21 protein-coding genes are annotated in these 19,311 nt (G+C 49.5%); 11 read left to right on the forward strand and 10 right to left on the reverse strand.

The genetic code is table 11. The features are described from left to right. Nucleotides 1-10 precede the first annotated feature (10 nt). Both GGR41_RS12375 and recQ read left to right on the forward strand, forming a co-directional pair. The gene (locus GGR41_RS12375; protein WP_167662171.1) at nucleotides 11-910 is read left to right on the forward strand and encodes a fimbria/pilus outer membrane usher protein; all 900 of its coding nucleotides are present in this window, start codon (nucleotides 11-13) and stop codon (nucleotides 908-910) included. 3 nt (nucleotides 911-913) lie between these two features. Then, entirely contained in the window at nucleotides 914-2,734 is a 1,821-nt protein-coding gene (gene recQ, locus GGR41_RS12380; protein WP_167662172.1) for a DNA helicase RecQ, read from the forward strand. Here recQ and ruvB read toward each other — a convergent pair. Next, entirely contained in the window at nucleotides 2,731-3,789 is a 1,059-nt protein-coding gene (gene ruvB, locus GGR41_RS12385) for a Holliday junction branch migration DNA helicase RuvB (protein ID WP_167662173.1), read from the reverse strand. The genes recQ and ruvB overlap by 4 nt on opposite strands. Nucleotides 3,790-3,865: 76 nt before the next feature. Between ruvB and GGR41_RS12390 the strand changes: the two genes are divergently transcribed. Continuing rightward, complete coding sequence (locus GGR41_RS12390; protein WP_167662174.1) at nucleotides 3,866-4,843, forward strand: threo-3-hydroxy-L-aspartate ammonia-lyase; 978 nt, start codon at nucleotides 3,866-3,868, stop codon at nucleotides 4,841-4,843. Here GGR41_RS12390 and ruvA read toward each other — a convergent pair. Genes ruvA through GGR41_RS12420 form a run of 6 tightly spaced genes read right to left on the reverse strand, consistent with a single transcriptional unit; the run spans nucleotide 4,814 to nucleotide 9,998 of the window. Continuing rightward, the gene (gene ruvA / locus GGR41_RS12395) at nucleotides 4,814-5,386 is read right to left on the reverse strand and encodes a Holliday junction branch migration protein RuvA (protein WP_077733781.1); all 573 of its coding nucleotides are present in this window, start codon (nucleotides 5,384-5,386) and stop codon (nucleotides 4,814-4,816) included. The two genes, GGR41_RS12390 and ruvA, sit on opposite strands and share 30 nt — an antisense overlap. Nucleotides 5,387-5,388: 2 nt before the next feature. Then, nucleotides 5,389-5,934 carry a crossover junction endodeoxyribonuclease RuvC gene (gene ruvC / locus GGR41_RS12400; RefSeq protein ID WP_167662175.1) on the reverse strand — a complete coding sequence of 182 codons (546 nt, stop codon included), beginning with the start codon at nucleotides 5,932-5,934 and terminating at the stop codon, nucleotides 5,389-5,391. Nucleotide 5,935: 1 nt separating this feature from the next. Further along, complete coding sequence (gene purH / locus GGR41_RS12405) at nucleotides 5,936-7,525, reverse strand: bifunctional phosphoribosylaminoimidazolecarboxamide formyltransferase/IMP cyclohydrolase (RefSeq protein ID WP_167662176.1); 1,590 nt, start codon at nucleotides 7,523-7,525, stop codon at nucleotides 5,936-5,938. A gap of 21 nt (nucleotides 7,526-7,546) precedes the next feature. Beyond that, entirely contained in the window at nucleotides 7,547-7,786 is a 240-nt protein-coding gene (locus GGR41_RS12410) for a helix-turn-helix domain-containing protein (RefSeq protein WP_077733779.1), read from the reverse strand. 21 nt (nucleotides 7,787-7,807) lie between these two features. Then, nucleotides 7,808-8,839 (reverse strand): tRNA dihydrouridine synthase DusB, encoded by a 1,032-nt coding sequence (dusB, locus tag GGR41_RS12415; RefSeq protein ID WP_167662249.1) that lies wholly within the window; start codon nucleotides 8,837-8,839, stop codon nucleotides 7,808-7,810. A gap of 7 nt (nucleotides 8,840-8,846) precedes the next feature. Further along, nucleotides 8,847-9,998, reverse strand: coding sequence for a Rossmann-fold NAD(P)-binding domain-containing protein (locus GGR41_RS12420; RefSeq protein WP_167662177.1), 1,152 nt, complete (start codon nucleotides 9,996-9,998; stop codon nucleotides 8,847-8,849). Between the two features lie 149 nt (nucleotides 9,999-10,147). On the opposite strand from GGR41_RS12420, the gene GGR41_RS12425 reads away from it, so the two are divergent. Beyond that, entirely contained in the window at nucleotides 10,148-11,023 is an 876-nt protein-coding gene (locus GGR41_RS12425) for a cytochrome c oxidase assembly protein (protein ID WP_373868054.1), read from the forward strand. Between the two features lie 11 nt (nucleotides 11,024-11,034). After that, nucleotides 11,035-12,513, forward strand: a complete 1,479-nt coding sequence (locus GGR41_RS12430) for a M48 family metalloprotease (RefSeq protein ID WP_229711241.1) — start codon at nucleotides 11,035-11,037, stop codon at nucleotides 12,511-12,513. Here GGR41_RS12430 and GGR41_RS12435 read toward each other — a convergent pair. Together GGR41_RS12435 and GGR41_RS12440 are read right to left on the reverse strand one after the other, a co-directional pair. Continuing rightward, nucleotides 12,510-13,601, reverse strand: coding sequence for a YheT family hydrolase (locus GGR41_RS12435; RefSeq protein WP_167662179.1), 1,092 nt, complete (start codon nucleotides 13,599-13,601; stop codon nucleotides 12,510-12,512). The two genes, GGR41_RS12430 and GGR41_RS12435, sit on opposite strands and share 4 nt — an antisense overlap. 37 nt (nucleotides 13,602-13,638) lie before the next feature. Continuing rightward, complete coding sequence (locus GGR41_RS12440; protein ID WP_167662180.1) at nucleotides 13,639-13,842, reverse strand: zinc-finger domain-containing protein; 204 nt, start codon at nucleotides 13,840-13,842, stop codon at nucleotides 13,639-13,641. Nucleotides 13,843-13,960: 118 nt separating this feature from the next. Between GGR41_RS12440 and GGR41_RS12445 the strand changes: the two genes are divergently transcribed. The 3 genes from GGR41_RS12445 to GGR41_RS12455 are packed head-to-tail and all read left to right on the forward strand — an operon-like array spanning nucleotide 13,961 to nucleotide 16,387. Beyond that, nucleotides 13,961-14,668, forward strand: coding sequence for an AzlC family ABC transporter permease (locus tag GGR41_RS12445; protein ID WP_229711246.1), 708 nt, complete (start codon nucleotides 13,961-13,963; stop codon nucleotides 14,666-14,668). Next, nucleotides 14,669-15,004: an AzlD domain-containing protein gene (locus GGR41_RS12450; protein ID WP_077733776.1), complete on the forward strand. Its 336-nt coding sequence runs from the start codon at nucleotides 14,669-14,671 to the stop codon at nucleotides 15,002-15,004. It abuts the gene before it with no gap. Between the two features lie 27 nt (nucleotides 15,005-15,031). Then, complete coding sequence (locus tag GGR41_RS12455) at nucleotides 15,032-16,387, forward strand: DEAD/DEAH box helicase (protein ID WP_167662181.1); 1,356 nt, start codon at nucleotides 15,032-15,034, stop codon at nucleotides 16,385-16,387. Here GGR41_RS12455 and GGR41_RS12460 read toward each other — a convergent pair. Continuing rightward, nucleotides 16,364-16,750 carry a thioredoxin family protein gene (locus tag GGR41_RS12460; protein ID WP_167662182.1) on the reverse strand — a complete coding sequence of 129 codons (387 nt, stop codon included), beginning with the start codon at nucleotides 16,748-16,750 and terminating at the stop codon, nucleotides 16,364-16,366. The two genes, GGR41_RS12455 and GGR41_RS12460, sit on opposite strands and share 24 nt — an antisense overlap. Before the next feature lie 59 nt (nucleotides 16,751-16,809). Here GGR41_RS12460 and GGR41_RS12465 point away from each other — a divergent pair, with 59 nt between their 5' ends. From GGR41_RS12465 to GGR41_RS12475, 3 genes are all read left to right on the forward strand, one after another. Beyond that, nucleotides 16,810-17,613 carry an EI24 domain-containing protein gene (locus tag GGR41_RS12465; RefSeq protein ID WP_167662183.1) on the forward strand — a complete coding sequence of 268 codons (804 nt, stop codon included), beginning with the start codon at nucleotides 16,810-16,812 and terminating at the stop codon, nucleotides 17,611-17,613. 10 nt (nucleotides 17,614-17,623) lie between these two features. Then, a complete protein-coding gene (locus tag GGR41_RS12470) occupies nucleotides 17,624-18,421 on the forward strand; it encodes a competence/damage-inducible protein A (protein ID WP_167662184.1) in 798 nt (265 codons plus the stop codon). Nucleotides 18,422-18,517: 96 nt separating this feature from the next. Continuing rightward, the gene (locus GGR41_RS12475) at nucleotides 18,518-19,309 is read left to right on the forward strand and encodes an IclR family transcriptional regulator (protein WP_149026106.1); all 792 of its coding nucleotides are present in this window, start codon (nucleotides 18,518-18,520) and stop codon (nucleotides 19,307-19,309) included. The last annotated feature ends 2 nt before the right edge of the window (nucleotides 19,310-19,311 follow it).

Here is a 19,311-nt window from a genome sequence, read left to right on the forward strand (position 1 = left end):
AAGGTGGTGTATGCGAGCCGATAACGTGGTTTGGTGGTATTTAGTTTTACTTTTAGTTTGGGTGTCTCCCTTGTCTGCTAGTCAAGACATTGCTATACCCCCCAGTATTTTTAAAAGCGACATGGTACGAGCCATCTCTGCACCAGAGCATTGGTCGCGCCAAGACAGGACATGGCGCTACCAGACCCAAGCTCAAACGCGCTGGTTAGTTGGAAATTCCACTCCTAAACTGTCTTCAGGTATACAGCCTGTCGAGTTAGGGGGCATCGGCTTAACGGATCAATGGCAGCCCGAGCTATTTGGTAATACTTTACAGTGGCGCTATGGGGCAACGGTGGGCTTAGTCGACCACAGTCAAACCCTACACCAGTTTGATTACCGAACTGGCGCGGCCCGAGCGTGGTTTGATGTGACGTTAAGCAATGGGTTTTCTATTGATGGCATTTATCAGCGCGCCCACGATTACGAACAGGTCGGCCTAGGCACACATTATCAATTAGGAAGCTGGGGACAATGGGCGTTAAATATGGCGCATAGTCAGGCTGTCGGCTTACATCGGGGGCAGCGCTATCAAACCTTAATAGAACTGGATCTCTCTGAACAAGCTCAGTTAGCTTTGCGTAGTGAAAAATACATAGGTCAGTTCAGTGCCCTTAACCAGCGGCGCCATCGGCCCACCGCTGCACAACGTAATCATCAAGCCGCCATTCACTGGGATGCAGGCCCATGGGGTACGCTTAAAGCCCATTATGACCACAGCGTGGTTGCAAAAGGCCAACAAAATCATGCGTTCGGTCTAGGGCAGCAGGTTTGGTATAGTCCTAATATGCGTATTGATGTCGATGCCCAGCGCCAAACCCACAGCGGGGACTATAATATGGGTTTGCGCTTTTCTTTCCCCCTTTTTTAATTTATGTCTGATACCGCTTTGCAGGTTCTACAGCAGGTGTTTGGTTACGATGCGTTTCGTGGCGAACAACAAGCCATTATTGATCAAGTCGTAGCGGGTGGCGATGCATTGGTATTGATGCCCACTGGGGGCGGAAAGTCGTTATGCTATCAAATTCCTGCATTAGTTCGAGACGGCACAGGCATTGTGGTGTCGCCTTTAATTGCATTAATGCAAGATCAGGTCGATGCGCTCACAGAACTTGGCGTTAAAGCTGCCTATTTGAACTCTAGCCAAGACTGGCAAGAGGCCCGCGCTGTCGAAAGACGCTTTTTACAAGGCGAATTAGACTTGTTGTATGTGGCGCCCGAGCGTCTTTTAACCGATCGTTGCCTAGATATGCTGGCGCGCGGCAAGCTTGCACTTTTTGCCATTGACGAGGCCCATTGCGTATCCCAGTGGGGCCATGACTTTAGGCCTGAATACTTGGGTTTATCGTTTCTGGCCGAACGGTGGCCTACTGTGCCGCGTTTGGCATTAACGGCCACGGCGACAGCAGAAACCCGCCAAGAAATCGCCCAGCGCCTAAGCCTAACAGAGGCGCCTCATTTTGTGGCCAGTTTTGATCGGCCCAACATCAGTTATTACATCGTTGAAAAAACCGAAGTGCGAAAGCAGTTACTGCATTTCATTCAAAAAAATCATAGCGGCGATTGTGGCATTGTGTATTGCTTATCGCGCAACCGTGTCGAAGAAACCGCTGAGTTTTTGCAAAGCCAAGGCATTCATGCCTTACCGTATCATGCAGGCCTTTCTACTCAGCAACGTGCAGCCAATCAAAATCGTTTTTTGCGCGAAGATGGCGTGGTCATGGTGGCGACCATTGCCTTTGGGATGGGGGTAAATAAGCCAGATGTACGCTTTGTGGCGCATATTGATTTACCCAAGTCCATCGAAGGCTACTACCAAGAAACAGGACGAGCCGGTCGAGATGGCGAGCCAGCTACTGCTTGGCTGGCTTATGGCCTACAAGATGTCGTGCAGTTGCAACGTATGGTGGCTGAGTCGTTAGGCGATGCGACGCATCAACGCAATCAAGCTCGCAAAATTGAAGCCATGTTAGGTTTATGTGAAACGGTTTCATGTAGACGCCAACTTTTGTTGGACTACTTTGGTCAGCAGCTTGAACCCTGTGGTAATTGCGATACCTGCTTAAATCCGCCTGAAACATGGGACGGCACGGTAGTAGCTCAAAAGTTGTTATCGGCTATTTATCGTTTATGGCGCGAGCGAGGCCAAAGCTTTGGGGCTGCTCATGTTATTGATATTTTGCGTGGTAAAGACACAGAGCGAGTTAAGTCCTACGATCACCATAGTCTGTCCGTTTTTGGTATAGGGGCTGATTTAAGCGTCAAAGAATGGCGCAGTATTTTGCGTCAGTTAATTGCGCATAAATTAATTTGGGTGCAACCCGAAAACTTCGGTACTTTAAGCCTAACAGAGCAAAGCCGCGCTGTATTAAAAGGTGAGCAAACCGTCTTATTACGCAAGGCCGAGCCCCAGCAAACGGTTGCATCACAACGCCGCTCTGTAGACGAACAGTTGCCCCCCGAGGCCCAGGCTTGCTTTGAGCGCTTGCGCGAATGGCGTACACAAACCGCTAAACAACATGAAGTGCCACCTTATATTATTTTTAATAATGCGACATTAAAAGAGGTGGCACTGTTAAGGCCTGCCACATTGAATGAGTTGGGCCGTATATCAGGCATCGGGGCACGTAAATTAGAGGCCTATGGCAATGCTTTGTTAGCCTGTTTGGACCAGTACGAACAGGCCTTGGTTTAGTCAAATAAGTCGTGACTTTGTCTTGGGGGTGTTAAGCCCAAATGGCTCCAGGTGGCAGGGGTCGCGACGCGCCCACGAGGGGTGCGATGTAAAAAACCATGCTGAATAAGATAAGGCTCGATGACGTCTTCGATGGTGTCGCGTTCTTCGCTAATGGCGGCAGCCAAGCTATCCACCCCTACGGGGCCGCCGTTAAATTTATGCACAATGGTTTCCAGTAATTTACGGTCCATAAGATCAAGCCCTAATGGGTCGACCTCAAGCATAGAGAGCGCTTGAGCCGCGCACGCTTCGTCAATAAGCCCCCCGTTTTTTACATCAGCATAGTCACGGACGCGACGTAATAGTCGGTTTGCAATGCGTGGCGTGCCACGCGCTCGACGAGCGATTTCTAAGGCCCCTTGCTCGGCGCATTCGACTTTTAATAAGCCAGCACTGCGCTGCACAATGGATTGAAGGTCTGTGATGGTGTAGAACTCGAGTCTGGACACAATACCGAAACGATCACGTAAGGGGTTGCTGAGCATTCCGGCACGTGTGGTGGCACCAACCAGAGTAAAAGGCTGCAAATCAATTTTTACACTGCGTGCTGCAGGCCCCTCGCCAATAAGAATATCAATTTGAAAGTCTTCGAGGGCTGGGTAGAGAATTTCTTCGACAATGGGCGAAAGACGATGGATCTCGTCAATAAACAGAACGTCATTAGGTTCTAGACTGGTCAAAATGGCGGCTAAGTCGCCGGGGCGCTCGAGCACAGGACCAGAGGTTTGACGTAGTTGCACCCCCATTTCTTGTGCCACAATATGGGCGAGCGTGGTTTTGCCCAAGCCAGGGGGGCCGAACAGTAATACATGATCTAATGCCTCGCTGCGGCGCTTGGCGGCCGTGATAAAAATATCAAGCTGCTCGCGCACGCGCTGTTGACCTACATAATCGTGTAGGGCTTTAGGACGTAAGGCACGTTCGATGGATTCTTCGTTGGGTGTTAACGGAGCAGCGGTTACCACTCGTTCGGGCATAGGGGTAGAGCTGAGCGAGTCTGAGTAAATTGCCATAAGTACCTGCTGATTAAATATACAGCCTATATTACACCATCTTAGATGGCTTATTGTAGGGAAAAGGATCTAAAAAATGAAATTACCTAGTTATGATGAGGTCTTGCAAGCGGCCCAACGATTGCGTTTAGTTGCGCATACGACGCCTGTGTTACGTTCCAGTTGGTTAGATCAACAACTGAAGGCGCAGGTGTTTTTTAAATGTGAAAACTTCCAACGAATTGGCGCATTTAAGTTTAGAGGCGGTTATAACGCTTTAGCCGCCCTAACACCAGAGCAGCGGCAACGAGGTGTGGTTGCTTTTTCTTCTGGGAACCATGCTCAAGCCGTGGCTTTGGCTGCGCAGTTGCTAAACGTGCCTGCGGTGATAGTGATGCCAGCTAGTGCGCCCGCAGTAAAAAAAGCCGCGACCTTAGGGTATGGGGCTAAAGTCATCGAATACGATCGCTTAACTGAAGATAGAGAACACATAGCACAGCAATGGGTAGAGCAACACGGCCTGACGCTCATTCCCCCGTTTGCTGATCGAGCCGTTATAGCAGGGCAAGGCACTGCCGCTAAAGAGCTCTTTGATGAGGTTGGTGGTTTGGACGCCCTCTATGTCCCTCTGGGGGGTGGTGGACTGCTTTCAGGTAGCTTATTAAGTGCCCATGCGTTAAGCCCTGACTGCAGGGTATACGGGGTAGAACCTGAACAGGGCAACGATGCACAGCAGTCGCTAGCTCGAGGCGAAATCGTTACGATTACTCCGCCGCAGTCAATTGCGGATGGTGCGTTAACCCAAGCGCTTGCCCCTTTAACCTTCGCCATCCTGCAGCAGTATGCGGCGGGTGTGCTCACGGTGACAGACCCCGAATTAATCCGTATGCTGCGATTTTTTGCTGAGCGCATGAAAATAGTCGTGGAGCCCACAGGATGCCTAGGGGCCGCTGCGATGTGGCAGCAGCGTGCCCAGCTTAAAGGAAAACGGGTAGGGGTGATAATTAGCGGCGGCAACGTCGATGTGACGGACTACGCTCGCTTGTTAACGGCCGGACAAAATTTGCAAAGCTAAGCGAATTCCCTCAGAGACATTCACATCAGAAGGCACTTTTTTAATGGCTTTGTTGGCCTCAGTGTTGTTGTAACCTAAGGCCAGTAACGCATTTAAAATATCGCTACGATCCGTAGTGGGGGCAGTGGTGCTAATGCTTTCGGCATGAAATTTGTCGCGTAACTCTAGAATCATGCGTTCAGCCGTCTTCTTTCCTATACCTGGTGCACGCGTTAACAGGGCAATATCTTGGGATTGAATGGCGGTCGCTAAGTCATCTACCGATAAACCCGACAAAATGCCCAACGCGGTTTTAGGCCCAATCCCACTGACTTTGATAAGGGTTCTAAAAGCACTGCGCTCAGAGGCTTTGCCAAAGCCAAACAACACATGAGCGTCTTCGCGAACACTGAGGTGTGTATGTAAGCTAACCGTAGCGCCTAGCTCGGGTAAATCGTACAAGGTACTCATTGGTACATCGATTTCATACCCAATACCATTGACATCCACGCACAGGGTAGGTGGGTTTTTTTCTATTAAAGTGCCTGTAATGCGACCAATCATAGTTATTTACCTATAAAGCGACCGCTACGAGTACGTAGTTGTGTCGTAGCGAGATTGTTTTGATCTACTAAGCGTTGTTGTAATGGCGCATGATGTGCATGACAAATCGCGCAGGCTAACGCATCTGCCGCATCGGGGGCGGGGGTGCCATTTAAGCGCAGCAGATGTTGCACCATTTGTTGTACTTGTTCTTTTGCCGCATGGCCACGACCCACTACCGTTTTTTTTATCTGTAGCGCTGTGTATTCGTTTACCTCCAGTCCTAAATCGGCTAAAGCGCAGAGCGCAGCACCTCGTGCTTGGCCTAAAAGCAACGTGGAGTGCGGATTGGTATTAACAAAGACTTGCTCTACAGCGCTGTGTGTGGGCTGATGGTGCGTAATAATTTCTCGAAGATGAGTCAAAATGACATGCAAGCGCTGCGCAAGTGATACATCTGTGGGAACCACAATAGTGCCACTTGCCACATAGCTTAGATGCTGCCCCTGGACCTGAATAATGCCAAAGCCTGTTTTACGTAGTCCAGGGTCTACACCTAAAATACGCATCTTAGTGACGGAAGTGACGTGTTCCAGTGAAAACCATCACCACATCACGCTCGTCTGCGGCAGCAATGACTTCGTCGTCGCGAATACTGCCACCTGGTTGAATTACACACGATGCCCCAGCATCGACCACCACATCTAGACCATCACGGAATGGAAAAAATGCATCGGAGGCTACAGCAGAGTTGTGTAAGCTTAAGCCAGCATTGGTCGCTTTGATCGACGCAATACGGGCAGAGTCCACACGACTCATTTGACCTGCACCTACGCCTAAGGTCATGCCACCACCACAGAAGACAATGGCATTGGATTTCACGTATTTAGCCACATTCCAGGCAAACAGGAGATCTTGCATTTGTTGTGCAGTGGGTTGTTTTTTGCTTACTACGGTGAAGCCCTCGATGTGATCTCGGTAGGTATCAGGCGTTTGCACTAATAACCCGCCACCGACACGTTTAATATCAAAGGGGTTATGTGACTCACCGGCTTGGAGTTTAAGCACTCGCACGTTTTTCTTAGCAGCAAACACAGCCAAGGCATCAGCGGTATAGTCGGGAGCTAGCAGCACCTCGACAAACTGCTCGGAAACGGCATGAGCCGTAGCAGCGTCAACGGTTTGGTTAAATGCAATAATGCCACCAAAGGCAGAGGTGGGATCAGTTTTAAACGCATTTTGGTAGGCTTCGGCAGCTGTTGCGCCCAGCGCTACACCACAGGGGTTAGCGTGTTTGACGATCACACAAGCGCCCGTATCAAAACTGCGTACGCATTCCCAGGCGGCGTCCGCATCGGCAATGTTGTTATAAGAGAGCTCTTTGCCTTGGAGCTGTTCGTAGTTAGCCAGTAAGCCTGCACCTACCTGTTGGTCACGGAAAAAAGCCGCACTTTGATGAGGGTTTTCACCGTAACGCATGAGTTGTTGCTGCTGCACTTGTAGTGTTAGCACGCGTGGCCATGGGTTGCGCTCGGGCTGTTGGTCTTGAGCCGGTTCTGCAGCCGTTAAACTGCTGAGGTAAGCAGCAATCGCACCATCATAGGCCGCCGTGTGAGCGTATACCTTAGTAGCTAACTCGAGACGTAAACCGTAAGAAGTATAGCCATTTACATCGATTTCGGTTAATACGCGGTCATAATCGCTTGGGTCAATAATAACTGTGACGCCGCCTGCCGTGGTGCCATGGTTTTTGGCTGCAGCACGCAACATAGCAGGGCCACCAATATCAATATTTTCTACGGCATCGGCAAAGGTGCAGTCAGCCTTAGCAATGGTTTCACGAAATGGGTAAAGATTAACCACGAGCATATCAATACGCTCGATTTGGTGTTGCTCTAGCGTTTCAAGATGCTGAGCATCATCACGACGGGCTAATAAGCCACCGTGAATTTTTGGATGCAGCGTTTTCACACGCCCGTCAAGGATTTCCGGTGAGCCTGTGTGCTCGGCTACCTCGGTGACGACTAAACCTGCAGCCTGTAAGAGTTTGGCTGTGCCACCTGTAGAGAGTAAACGCACGCCGCGTTGAGCCAAAGCCTGTGCAAATTCAACAATTCCTGTTTTATCGGAAACCGATAAGAGGGCGGTTTGGATTTTCATGATAGATGCTTCGTTAGAGAGTTAAGGTTGGATATTATGGGCTTGCAGCTTCTTGCGCAAAGTACTGCGAGTAATACCTAGCATTTCGGCCGCTTTAGATTGGTTGCCATTTGTTTTTTCTAAAGCCATTTGCAAAACAGGACGCTCAACGTAATTAATAACCATCGCGAGCACATCGCGTGGTTGGGAGTCGCCTAGGTCTGCAAAATAGCGTTCTAAGCTGTCGCGTACCGATTGCTCTAAGGGATTGGTGTGGGGCATGTTTTTATTCAATTAAAACGGTCAACGCGAAACGGTGTCAGAATCCATTGAGACAGAGGTTTGCGTAAGGAAATCATGAGGATCGTGCTGATCAAACCAGCGTGCTACGGCATCGAGTTGCTGCTTGGTACATTCAATTTGGTTGATAGTGGCGAGCCACTCGGCGGCATCAGGGGATTCAGATAAGTACCAACCTATATGCTTGCGAGCTGAACGCACACCGATAAACTCACCATAAAAGTCATAGTGGTCTTCGAGATGGTCAAGCAATACCCGTTTCATTTCACCGTAAGTAGGGGGCGCTAATAGTGTGCCATGCTGCAGATAATGATGGATTTCACGGAAAATCCAAGGGCGGCCTTGAGCGGCGCGACCCACCATAATGGCATCGGCTCCAGTATAGTCTAGAACGAACTGGGCTTTCTGTGGTGAATCGATGTCGCCATTAGCAATAACGGGAATAGTGAGTGCCGCTTTGACTTCTCGAATTGTATCGTATTCGGCCTCACCTTGGTAAAAGTCACAACGTGTGCGTCCATGCAAAGTGAAAGCACTAATGCCGATGTCTTCGGCACGTTTTGCTACCCGTACTGCATTTTTAGTGGTGCGATCCCACCCGGTGCGAGTTTTTAAGGTAACAGGAATAGAATGTGGCGCACAGGCCTTGACCACTGCCTCGACGATACGAGCGACTAAGTCTTCGTCTTTGAGTAGTGCAGAGCCGGACAAGACATTGCAAACTTTTTTAACAGGACAGCCCATATTAATATCAATAATATGGGCGCCGCGATCAATATTAAATAAGGCCGCTTCGGCCATCATAGCGGGGTCCGATCCTGTAATCTGAACCGCAATCGGGTCAGGCTCCCCCTTGTGATCTAGACGCCGTGAGGTCTTTACGCTATCCCAAAGTTTAGGGTTACTTGCTGCCATTTCAGTGACTGCATATTCGACACCTAAGGCTTTACACAGCCGCCGATACGGACGATCGGTGACACCCGCCATAGGGGCGACAAAAGCACGGTTGGCAAACTGCCACGAGCCAATTTTCATCATAAAACTAAATGCGTAAACCTTGGAGAAGTTGGCGAGCTAAAGGAAGCCGAGCCCCAGCGATAAGATCCATCGATAATAAACCTAGACCACATGCATGCTGAATGAGCGGATTCGATGTGGCAAAAAGACGGGGTAAGGTATCGGTAATAGATCCGGTCAGCCAGCGGTCGGTCTTCCGTTGTTGGCTGTACTGATGCAGATACGGTTGGATATCGGTGTGGGGCTGAGCCTGCCACGCTTTGAGGCTTAGGGCAAGCTGTCCTACATCGCGTAGACCTAAGTTTAACCCTTGTCCTGCTACCGGGTGTAGGGTTTGTGCTGCGTTGCCAATAGCCACCTGATAAGGCGATGGTAGGCTCGGCCCGGCCGCTAACGTTAATGGAAATGAAAATCGTTCACTGACAAGGTGTAAGCGGCCCAAACGAGCCCCGAATTGGCTTAAGAGCTCGCGCTCAAACTCGGCAGCATCCAGTTCTAAAAGATAATGAGTACGAGCAGGGGAATTACACCAAACTAAAGCATAACAATCGGCTTGATTAGGATGAGGCAATAAAGCTAAGGGGCCATGAGCAGTAAAGCGCTCGTAGGCCCATTCTGACTGGGGGCGTTGGCTTTGAACGGTAGCAAGCAAGGCGTATTGGTTATAGTCACGCTGAATTTGCTGGGGGCGTGCGCCATCAGATTGTATAGCAACACGCGCGGTATAAGAGATAGAGGCATCGGAGACGTGGGCGTGGTGGCCAAGGGACTGCACACTGACGGGATGCTCAACCTCTAGGTAGTGGACAGGGCTGTGTTGTAACTGGCTGCGTAATCTAGACACCAAGTCATCGTAGTTCACGACATGACCTAAGTGTTGCACACCGAGCTCTTCGGGGGTGATAACAGTGCGGCCTAGACGCCCTTTTTGTGATACATGAACGTGACGAATAGCGGCCGCTGGTGCAGGCCACGCCGATAACGGTTCAAGCAACTTTTGACTGCCATGATTTAGCGCCAAAGTACGTGGATCAAGCTTTTGGCCTTGGGCGGGCGCTGCTTGGCCAAATACGGCAATACGGCTAGGGTCGGGGTGCTGGGCTTGCAGCAATAATGCAACAGCACAGCCTACTGGGCCGGCTCCGCAAATTGCTATATCAAAATCAGGGCGAGTCATAACGAGTCAAAGAGCTTAAGGGCACGAGGTGCGTAATGAACGAATACGCCTATTGTAATGGATAGTTGAAAAGCCGCAGGGAAACTTTAGGGCAGATACGAAGCCTAATCGTTATCGCGTAAACTATACTTTCTTTTATTTAGCATGACATACACCCAATGACACTATTGGAATGGCTCACTCCTTGGGAGTTTTCCCCTACGCTACTTGTTCTGTTTATTTTGAGCGGGTTTTTATTTTGGCGCGGTTCGCGCGTTCGTAACGTCCAAGCTAGTCGGCAATGGCTGTTTTGGGTGGGGTGGGTCGCGTTGTACTTAAATCTGCATACGATGGTGGATTATTATTCTGAGCGCATGTTTTTTATTCATCGTATTCAGCACTTATTTTTGCATCATTTACTGCCTTTCATCATTATGCTGTCCTACCCAGGACAGGTCATGCGGGCGGCTTTACCTTTGTCATGGCGCAAACGGGGTCGCGATTTTCTGCAACATCAGGCATGCGGTCAGGCCCTACAGCGGTTTTTTACTCACCCCGTGTTAGTGCCGCTGCTATTTGTGTTTTTTGTGTTGGTTTGGTTATTGCCTACACCTCAGTTTTATTCCATGATTGATTGGCGCTTATATCGGGTCATGAACTGGTCTGTGGTGATTAGTGGTTTTATGTATTGGAATTTAATTCTAGATCGTAGACCGCATCCACCCAGCGCAATGCGACCTTGGGGGCGTGTGGTTTCCCCTTTATTGACTATGGCGCCACAAATTGTTGTGGGTATTTACATCACTTTTTCTACCCAAGACCTGTATCCTATCTTTGATTTGTGTGGGCGCGCGCTGCCAGGGTTTGATGCATTGAAAGATCAGGCTATCGGTGGGTTAATTATGTGGGTAGCAGCAGGCTTAGTCGAGATGTTTGGTTTTGTTTACGCATTAGCTACGGTATTGCGACTTTCCGCTAAGGGACGTTTGCATTCAGAACTGCTCACCCGTTTCCATCTCGCTTCACGCCCCAAGCTCTCTCCATAAAGGAAGCCATAATGAAACAATTGACTCGGGTTGCTCTGGTAATGAGTTTGAGTATTAGTCTTGGCTTGCCGCCAGCATGGTCTCAACCAGCAGGTATTCCTAGCATGGGGTCAGCGTCTGGCGCCGAGTTGTCTCCTAATTTGGAGCGCACTTTAGGTGATGCCATCATGGAGCAAGGGCGGCGAGACCCACACTACGTAGCCGAACCCGTGATCACTCAATACTTAACCCAATTAGGCCAAAAGCTGGCCAAGCATTCCCCCGTGCCACTGCATTATCCTATTCAAGTGTTTGGTATGCGTGACGCAAGTATTAATGCGTTTGCATTGCCAGGTGGCTACGTGGGTATTAATACAGGGCTCATTACAGCGGCAGAGAGTGAGTCCGAGTTGGCTTCGGTGGTGGCTCATGAGATTGCCCACGTCGCCCAACGGCACGTAGCCCGAGGCATGACGCAAAACTCTGGTTCAAATCATTTGGTCTTGGCTTCTTTGGTGGGGGCTTTGCTGGCTGGCTTAGCAGGTAGTGCCGATTTAGCAATGGGGGTAGCAACATTTGGTCAAGCGGCGGCGGTAGATAGGCAACTCGGTTTTTCACGTCAAGCCGAACAAGAAGCGGATCGTGTAGGCTACCAAATGCTTAAAGGCGCTGGATACAACCCCGAGGGCATGGCAGTGATGTTCAAACGGCTCATGCAAAGCGCTCGATTAAATGAATCAGGGCAAAGCTATGCGACCACTCACCCCTTATCAGCACAGCGTTTAGCGGATGTGGAGAATCGGTTGATGTCGTCATCCGCGGCAACGGCTTATTCTGAAAGTGATGATTTTTGGTTTGTACAGGCGGCTGCCTTGGCTCTGCAGGCTACCAGTGGCTCGGCGTTACAAAGCCTACAACAACGTTTTCAGAGCTTAGCAAGCAATCGTTCCGGTGCGGCTCAGGCTGCTGCCCTGTATGGGCTTGCTTATATTGCAAAAAACCGCAAAAACTATACACAAGCTCAGCAATACCTAAACCAAGCGCAACAGCTACATGTAGGATCCCCTTTGTTAGATGTGCTGCAAATAGAGCTGGAAATAGATCAGGCACAGTTTGCTAAAGCGCTTTCCACTGCCCAGTCAGCTTGGCAGCGCTGGCCCCAGAATCAAGCCGTTGCGTTAGGGGTTATCGCTGCCATGCAAAAGCAGGCTCCTGTGAGCACTCAAATTGATTTTTTACAGCAACGTATTCAACAATGGCCAGAGGAAGCGCGGTTTTATCAGCTCTTGGCTCAGGCGCTAGAGAAAAACAATCAACCGATTGCTGCACGCGAGACCATGGCTCAGTACTACGTGTTAGTGGGTGCAGTTTCCAGTGCTGTCAGTCAATTACAACAAGCGCGTACCTTAAGTACCGATTTTTATGAACAATCAACACTAGACACTCGTATACGCGAACTGCGCGAGCAATTAGAGCGAGATCGTTTGCTTTTAGAGCGCTTTAAGGGCTAGGTGCGTGTCTCAAAGAAGCGAGCCAAGCGCAAAGGCAGCCAATGAATATGGCCGGGAAAAGCACCACTGACAAAGCCGACATGGCCACCATTTTGGGGTTGATGCAGTAACACCGCGGCAGAACAATCTTGGGGCTGAGCTAAAGAGCTTTCCGGGATAAACGGGTCGTTTTTAGCGTTTAGCAACAGGGTGGGGGTGCTAATTTGGCTAAGCAATGGTTTGCTTGAGGCTTGGGTCCAGTAGTCCAAAGCATGTTGGTAGCCGTGCATGGGAGCCGTATACACATCATCAAAGTCTCGTAGCGTACGCGCTTGTCCTAGACGCAAGATGTCAATCATGCCAGGAAAGCGTTTGGACTTTTCAAAAATTTTACTGCGCATGGTTTTTAAAAAATGCGGACAGTAGATGCGGCGCCCCGCAAAGCCTTCGGATAAGTGACGCCCACAACTGACTAAGTCAGCGGGGGCGGACACCGCCGCCGCGGCTTCGAGCCAGGCACAAGCGGTGCTTTGTTCACCTAGATATTTTAATAAAGCATTACCGCCAAGTGACACGCCTACCGCATGCCATTGTGCATTGGGTAATTGTTGCCTAACGCTCTCTAAAATAAATTTGACTTCCTCGCTATCGCCCGAATAGTACGAGCGCGCCATGCGATTGGGAAAACCGGAGCACCCTCGGAAATGGGCAACAACGACGACCCAACCCCTGGCTCTAAAGTATTGAGCAATGGCTTGAGCATAATGACTTTTACTGCTGCCCTCGAGCCCATGGAAAATAGTGAGGGCTTGAACTTGGTGGTTTTGTGGTAGTTGAGCCCAGTCCTGGTCTAGCACCCACCGTCTTGCTGCCGTTTGGCTAAGGTGAGAGTCTTTAGGGGCCGTTTTACCATCGGGTAGTCGGTCTGCAAACAAACCGGGGCCTGTCCAGTCGAGATCAAGAAAATCGCCATCGGGAGTATTAATACGTTGCCGTACAAAACTAATACGCTGATGGTGCGCTAAATAGGCGCCATAAATGGTTTGAAGGTGTCCGCCCGGTAGCCAAAAGGGGGAGGGGCAGTCGGAAAGATCGATTTTGGCGGTCACAAGTAGTACAAGCGCAGTAAAGGGTCAGATAGTGAAGTTATTCGGGGTGATTTTCAGGAGCCAGTTGGTAGGTGGCGCTACAATAAGGACAGATAGCACGCCCTTCTTTTTCTATTTCTATATAAACTCGGGGGTGCATATTCCATAAAGGAGCATTGGGTGGGGGGCAATATACCGGTAGGTCTGCTTCGGTCACAAAATGGGTTTCAAACTGTGGTTGAGCATTTGATACTGCACTCATAGTGGCTCCTTTAGGGCAAATAAGCGAATAATGGGTAATTGTAGCAAGCCCAGACAGTCAACGTGCATTTAACACAGGGGATAGAGTGTTTTTATTTAATAAGTTCCGGTCTGGGGCTATATCCGATCGAAAACGCTATTATTTTAGCCTAGGTTTAAAGGATACGGCGGCGCCTTTAATTGCAACAGGCATTTGGGGCTTTGTTACGGGCATTGCCATGATGAAGTCCGCCTTAGGCGAAAGCTTTTCTGCCCTCATGACACTCATGGTGTATGCTGGCTCGGCGCAATTGACTTCCTTGCCTTTAATTAATAGCAACTCGCCAATCTGGTTAATCTTTGTAGCGGGCATGATTGTCAACATACGCTTTATTATCTTTTCTGCGGCTTTACAGCCATTTTTCAGGCATTTGGCTTGGTATAAACGCTTGCTCTTAGGCTATATCACCACTGATATGGGGTTTGTGCTGTTTATGTCACGCTTTGGTCATGACTCAACTCGAGAGCGTATGCGTCATGTGTGGTATTTTTTAGGCCTTGTCATTCCAAATTGGTTAGTGTGGCAAACCACCTCCTTTATGGGCATTTATGCGGGACGTCTGGTGCCTGAGTCATGGGGTATCGAATATGCTGCCGTCTTGGCTTTGTTAGCGGTGGTGGTTCCTCTATTGAAAACACGACCCTTTGTCATGTGCCTAGTGGTTGCAGGCCTAGTGGCCTGGGCGGGGCAGCTGTTACCGTTGCGTATGGGCTTGGGGGCCGCCGTGATTGCTGGTGTGATTGCCGGCGTGGTGACTGAGCAACTGCAAAGCAAAAGAGAGGCCTAAATGGCATTAACACAGTATGATTGGTATATTTTAGGGGTAGTGGGGTGTTTAACTTTAGTTAGTTTTATATCCAGATCTAGCTATTTCCTATTTGGTGACCACCTTCCCCTACCCGAGAGTGTGCGTAGCGCCTTACGTTATGCGCCTGTGGCTGCCTTAACAGCCATTATTGTTCCAGAAATTTTTCCTTGGTCGGCTCACGACGCACCGAGCCTCGATCTCAATAAACTCATTGCTGCTGCAGTGGCTATTTTGGTTTATTTGCGTACGCAAAGCACCGTATTATTAATGATAGCGGGCATCGCCATTTACGCCTTGGGCAAAGTATTTTTCTAAGACCCAGCAGCGCCAGATACATACTAAATGAAAGAAACATCTACAGATTCAGTTACTAGCTTTTCTAGCTTCGGATTACATCCGGATTTATTGTCTTCCATTCTAGCGGCAGGTTATTCCACTCCTACTCCTATTCAGGCTCAAGCATTGCCTGTAGTCATGCAAGGGCGTGATGTAATGGGCGCAGCTCAAACAGGAACAGGAAAAACGGCTGCTTTTTCTTTACCTATTTTGCATCGCTTGATGCCGTTTGCTACCCATAGCGCGTCACCAGCACGTCACCCTGTGCGCGCGTTAATTTTGACACCCACTCGCGAGCTAGCGGATCAGGTCGGGGAAAGTGTCAAGCTGTATTGTAAAAATACACCTTTACGCTCAGCCATCGTGTTTGGTGGGGTAGATATCCACGCCCAGCGCGACGAGTTACGCCGTGGCTGCGAGATTTTAATCGCGACCCCGGGCCGTCTGTTGGATCACATTGAGCAAAAAAACGTCAATTTGTCCCAAGTCGGCATTTTGGTGTTGGATGAAGCCGATCGCATGTTAGATATGGGGTTTTTGCCCGATTTAGATCGAATCGTGCGCCAACTTCCACCTCAGCGCCAAAGCTTATTGTTTTCAGCGACCTTTAGTCCAGAAATTCGCAAGTTAGGCAATAACTTTTTAAATAATCCTGTCAGCATCGAAGTGGCCGCACGCAATGCGACGGCAGATACCGTACAACAAAGTGCGTACAGTGCAGAGGGCGATGAGAAACGCCAAGCCGTGATGCACATTGTGCGCAGCAAGAAACTCAGTCAAGTTATTGTATTTACCAATACAAAAGCAGGGGCAGCGCGGTTGGCGCGCCAGCTTGAGCGCGATGGCATCAAGGCCGAATCCATCCATGGTGATAAAAGTCAACTAGAGCGCATGAAAGTGCTAGAGGCCTTTAAAGCCAATCAAGTCGAAGTGCTAGTCGCTACCGATGTGGCAGCACGTGGTCTAGACGTGGCGGGTGTCCCTTGTGTGATCAACTTTGATTTACCTTTTAGTGCGGAAGACTACGTACACCGAATTGGCCGTACCGGTCGTGCTGGGGCCAAAGGCGAGGCCATCGCGTTAGTTAGCGCAGAAGAAATGCACTTGTGGGCGGACATTCAAAAGTTAACCGGTAAAAAGCTAAGCCTACAGCGGCTTAGTTTGCCAGCTGCACCCGCACGCCAGCGTGAGCCACAGCGACGCTCTTACAAAGCGCAGGATGAGATTTTTTATAAACCGTATCAGCCTGGCACTGACACAGCGCCCCGCACGCAAACGGCGCCGCAACGCTCTAGCGCTGTGGGTGCCAGTCAGGGTAAAAAACGCAGTGTAGGCATTTTACTTGGCGGCGGCTACTACTAAGGCGTTAAAGTCAGCTGCGGTATGCGTAAAAGTAGGCTGCTTACTGATTTGTTGCAGTAAGCGGTCTAGATGTTCAGCAAAAGGCAATAAGGGACCATAAAACAAGGTCCCTTTTTTGTTTTGAATGAGGATAGTTGGGAAATCTTCGATATCCTCATCAATTAAAAGCGTTTCGTGTTCCTCTATGTCTACCCACACAAAAAGATGTTGAGGGTAATTGGCCGCGAGTTGAGCCATTTGGGGCTCAAAACCCGCGCAGGTTTTGCACCATGCCGCGCAATAACAAACGACAACGAATTGGTCTGCTTGCAGCGCCTCTAGACCCTGTAGCAGTTCAGTACGATTTTTTTCTGGATAAAGCACCGTTTCACCTTAAAATCAAAAAGCAGTGTCTTGATTATGCCAAATTAACCTGTTCTTGTATGAATCATTCCGTTATTTCTTCTCCTTTGCCTTCTACTCCTGCGCGCCGTGTGCGGGTTGCTTTTAGCCGAGCCTTAGCGTCGCAGCTGCATCCTAAAATGCTAGCAGCGTTAGTGATGCCCTTTTTAGTGGCGCTATTAGGTGCTGTTTTATTGCTGTGGTTTTTCTGGACGCCACTCAAAGAACAGATTGCGTTGTGGCTGACTCAGTGGGGTGTCTTTACCGAGCAACGTGATCTTTGGTTGGTGGGGGCTGGCTTATTTGCTATCAAGTTTTTTATCGTGCCCTTGTTAACAGCAGGTGCTTTATTGCCTATTGCCGGAATTGCGGGCCTGATTGTGTCCGCCGTATTAGTTATGCCATTGGTGTTAGCTTTTGTACAAAAAAAGCAAGCCGTGCCTGTACACAAGCAAGGGCAGTTTGCTTTTAGCTACAGTGTAGGGAATGCCCTCTGGGTAGGGGCGTTATTTATTGTGGGGTGGTTGCTGACCTTGCCCTTATGGTTAATCGGCCCGTTGGCTTTGATTTTGCCTGTTTTCTGGTGGGCGTTTGCTTTTACGCGTTTATTACGCGTGGATTCTATCGTTGAGCATGCTAGCGCTAAAGAACGTAAAATTCTTTTAGCGCGACACAATAAAGAATATTGGTTTATAGGTATGATGTTGTCATTGTTAAATCTATTGCCACCAGCGTGGTTCGTATTACCCGTTTTCTCTGCTTTGGTGTTTGCACACTTTAACTTGGCTGCCCTGGCCGAGCTGCGTGCCGAGCAACCCCAGTCAACGGATTTAAAGCCCTTATAAGGATGCAGCAATGAGTCAGCCCAACATTCGATTGATTATTATTGGTGATGAAATTCTATCAGGTCGGCGTGAAGACAAACACTTTGCACGACTGGTCGCGCTGCTTAAAGAGCGAGGTCTAGCACTGCACAGCGCCCAAATTATTTCAGACGATCCCGACCACGTAGAAACCGTGCTTAGGCAGAGCTTTGCCACGGATGACATTGTGTTTAGTTGTGGCGGCATCGGTGCGACGCCTGATGATCAAACACGTCAAGCGGCTGCCCGTGCTTTAGGGGTAGAACTACGCTTACACCCCGAGGCGGCCGCTTTAATTGCTGAACGCACTAAAGAACAAGCCGATGCTGGCCAGGGCCAAGCTGACATGACTTTGTCTGAAAACCAGCAGCGTTTACAAATGGGCGTTTTCCCCGTCGGGGCAGACATCGTGCCCAACCCATACAATAAAATACCTGGCTTTTTTATCCATAACCACACCTTTATGCCTGGTTTTCCTGTGATGGCATGGCCCATGATGGAGTGGACCCTTGATAACCGTTATGGGCATTTACATCATTTAACAGTTAAAGCCGAACATTCTTTTTTGGCTTTTGCTTTACCCGAGTCACGGATTACACCTTCCCTACAGCAGCTAGAGCGCCAGTGGCCTGGAGTCAAAGCGTTTAGCTTGCCCAGTGTAGGGGATAATCAGCGTCGACCTCATATTGAACTAGGTGTCAAAGGCGAACCCCAGGCGTGTGCTGAAGCCTTGGCTTTTTTACGTGGTGAAGTACAACGCGTAGGCGGAAAACTCACTGCCATTGACTAAGCGTAGACTTGCCATGTTATGGGAAATTTCATAACATGGAATTGTTGCGATGCGTCAATGTCGCGTGCCTTCTGGCTTTTTTGGTATGAAACAGGTATGTCCACCACAAGTTTTAACTCGGGTTTAATTACTATTCAGGTGTTAGAGCGCGCCATGCTGCTTTTGGACGAGTTGGCGCGTCAATCCGAGCCCATGGCATTAAAAGACTTAGCGAAAGCCACCGGCCTGCATACCTCTACTGCACACCGCATTTTAAATGATTTAGTCGTGGGGCGTTACGTAGAGCGTGTAGATAGCGGCGTATATCGCTTAGGGATGCGGTTGTTAGAGCTAGGCTCTCTAGTGAAAGGGCGTTTAAACGTACGTACTGTGGCCATTGAGGCCATGCGTGAATTACATAAAATCACAGGTCAAACAGTTAACTTGGCTCTGAAACAAGCCGATGAGATTGTGTATGTAGAGCGTGCTTGGAGTGAAACATCCGGCATGCAAGTCGTGCGCGCTATTGGTGGGCATGCCCCATTGCATTTAACGTCAAGTGGCAAATTGTTTTTGTCTGAGCTGGATGCTCGTCAAGTTCGTGCTTATGTGATGCGTACCGGTTTAGCAGGAAACACACGCAACAGCATCACACAAATGGCCGAGTTGGAAAATGAATTAGCCCTCGTACGACGTCATGGCTATGCGCGTGACAACGAAGAGCTTGAGCTAGGGGTGCGCTGCATAGCAGCTGGCATCTACGATGACGCAGGGGCGCTGGTTGCGGGGTTGTCCTTGTCTGCACCAGCAGAGCGTTTACGCGATTCATGGATTCCTACCTTGCAAGACACAGCCCGGGAAATATCTGTGGGTCTAGGTTTTGAACCCTTAATAAAAAATAAAGCGTAATC

Source organism: Paenalcaligenes hominis, from assembly GCF_011927625.1.
Taxonomy (GTDB): domain Bacteria; phylum Pseudomonadota; class Gammaproteobacteria; order Burkholderiales; family Burkholderiaceae_B; genus Paenalcaligenes; species Paenalcaligenes hominis.

Coding starts and splice junctions, on each gene's coding strand:
- GGR41_RS12450 (WP_077733776.1), top strand. CDS start 14,669: ATGGCATTAACACAGTATGATTGGTATATTTTAGGGGTAGTGGGGTGT.
- recQ (WP_167662172.1), top strand. CDS start 914: ATGTCTGATACCGCTTTGCAGGTTCTACAGCAGGTGTTTGGTTACGAT.
- GGR41_RS12420 (WP_167662177.1), bottom strand. CDS start 9,998: ATGACTCGCCCTGATTTTGATATAGCAATTTGCGGAGCCGGCCCAGTA.
- GGR41_RS12440 (WP_167662180.1), bottom strand. CDS start 13,842: ATGAGTGCAGTATCAAATGCTCAACCACAGTTTGAAACCCATTTTGTG.
- dusB (WP_167662249.1), bottom strand. CDS start 8,839: ATGAAAATTGGCTCGTGGCAGTTTGCCAACCGTGCTTTTGTCGCCCCT.
- ruvC (WP_167662175.1), bottom strand. CDS start 5,934: ATGCGTATTTTAGGTGTAGACCCTGGACTACGTAAAACAGGCTTTGGC.
- GGR41_RS12465 (WP_167662183.1), top strand. CDS start 16,810: ATGAATCATTCCGTTATTTCTTCTCCTTTGCCTTCTACTCCTGCGCGC.
- GGR41_RS12475 (WP_149026106.1), top strand. CDS start 18,518: ATGTCCACCACAAGTTTTAACTCGGGTTTAATTACTATTCAGGTGTTA.
- ruvB (WP_167662173.1), bottom strand. CDS start 3,789: ATGGCAATTTACTCAGACTCGCTCAGCTCTACCCCTATGCCCGAACGA.
- GGR41_RS12390 (WP_167662174.1), top strand. CDS start 3,866: ATGAAATTACCTAGTTATGATGAGGTCTTGCAAGCGGCCCAACGATTG.
- ruvA (WP_077733781.1), bottom strand. CDS start 5,386: ATGATTGGTCGCATTACAGGCACTTTAATAGAAAAAAACCCACCTACC.
- purH (WP_167662176.1), bottom strand. CDS start 7,525: ATGAAAATCCAAACCGCCCTCTTATCGGTTTCCGATAAAACAGGAATT.
- GGR41_RS12455 (WP_167662181.1), top strand. CDS start 15,032: ATGAAAGAAACATCTACAGATTCAGTTACTAGCTTTTCTAGCTTCGGA.
- GGR41_RS12410 (WP_077733779.1), bottom strand. CDS start 7,786: ATGCCCCACACCAATCCCTTAGAGCAATCGGTACGCGACAGCTTAGAA.
- GGR41_RS12375 (WP_167662171.1), top strand. CDS start 11: ATGCGAGCCGATAACGTGGTTTGGTGGTATTTAGTTTTACTTTTAGTT.
- GGR41_RS12430 (WP_229711241.1), top strand. CDS start 11,035: ATGAAACAATTGACTCGGGTTGCTCTGGTAATGAGTTTGAGTATTAGT.
- GGR41_RS12470 (WP_167662184.1), top strand. CDS start 17,624: ATGAGTCAGCCCAACATTCGATTGATTATTATTGGTGATGAAATTCTA.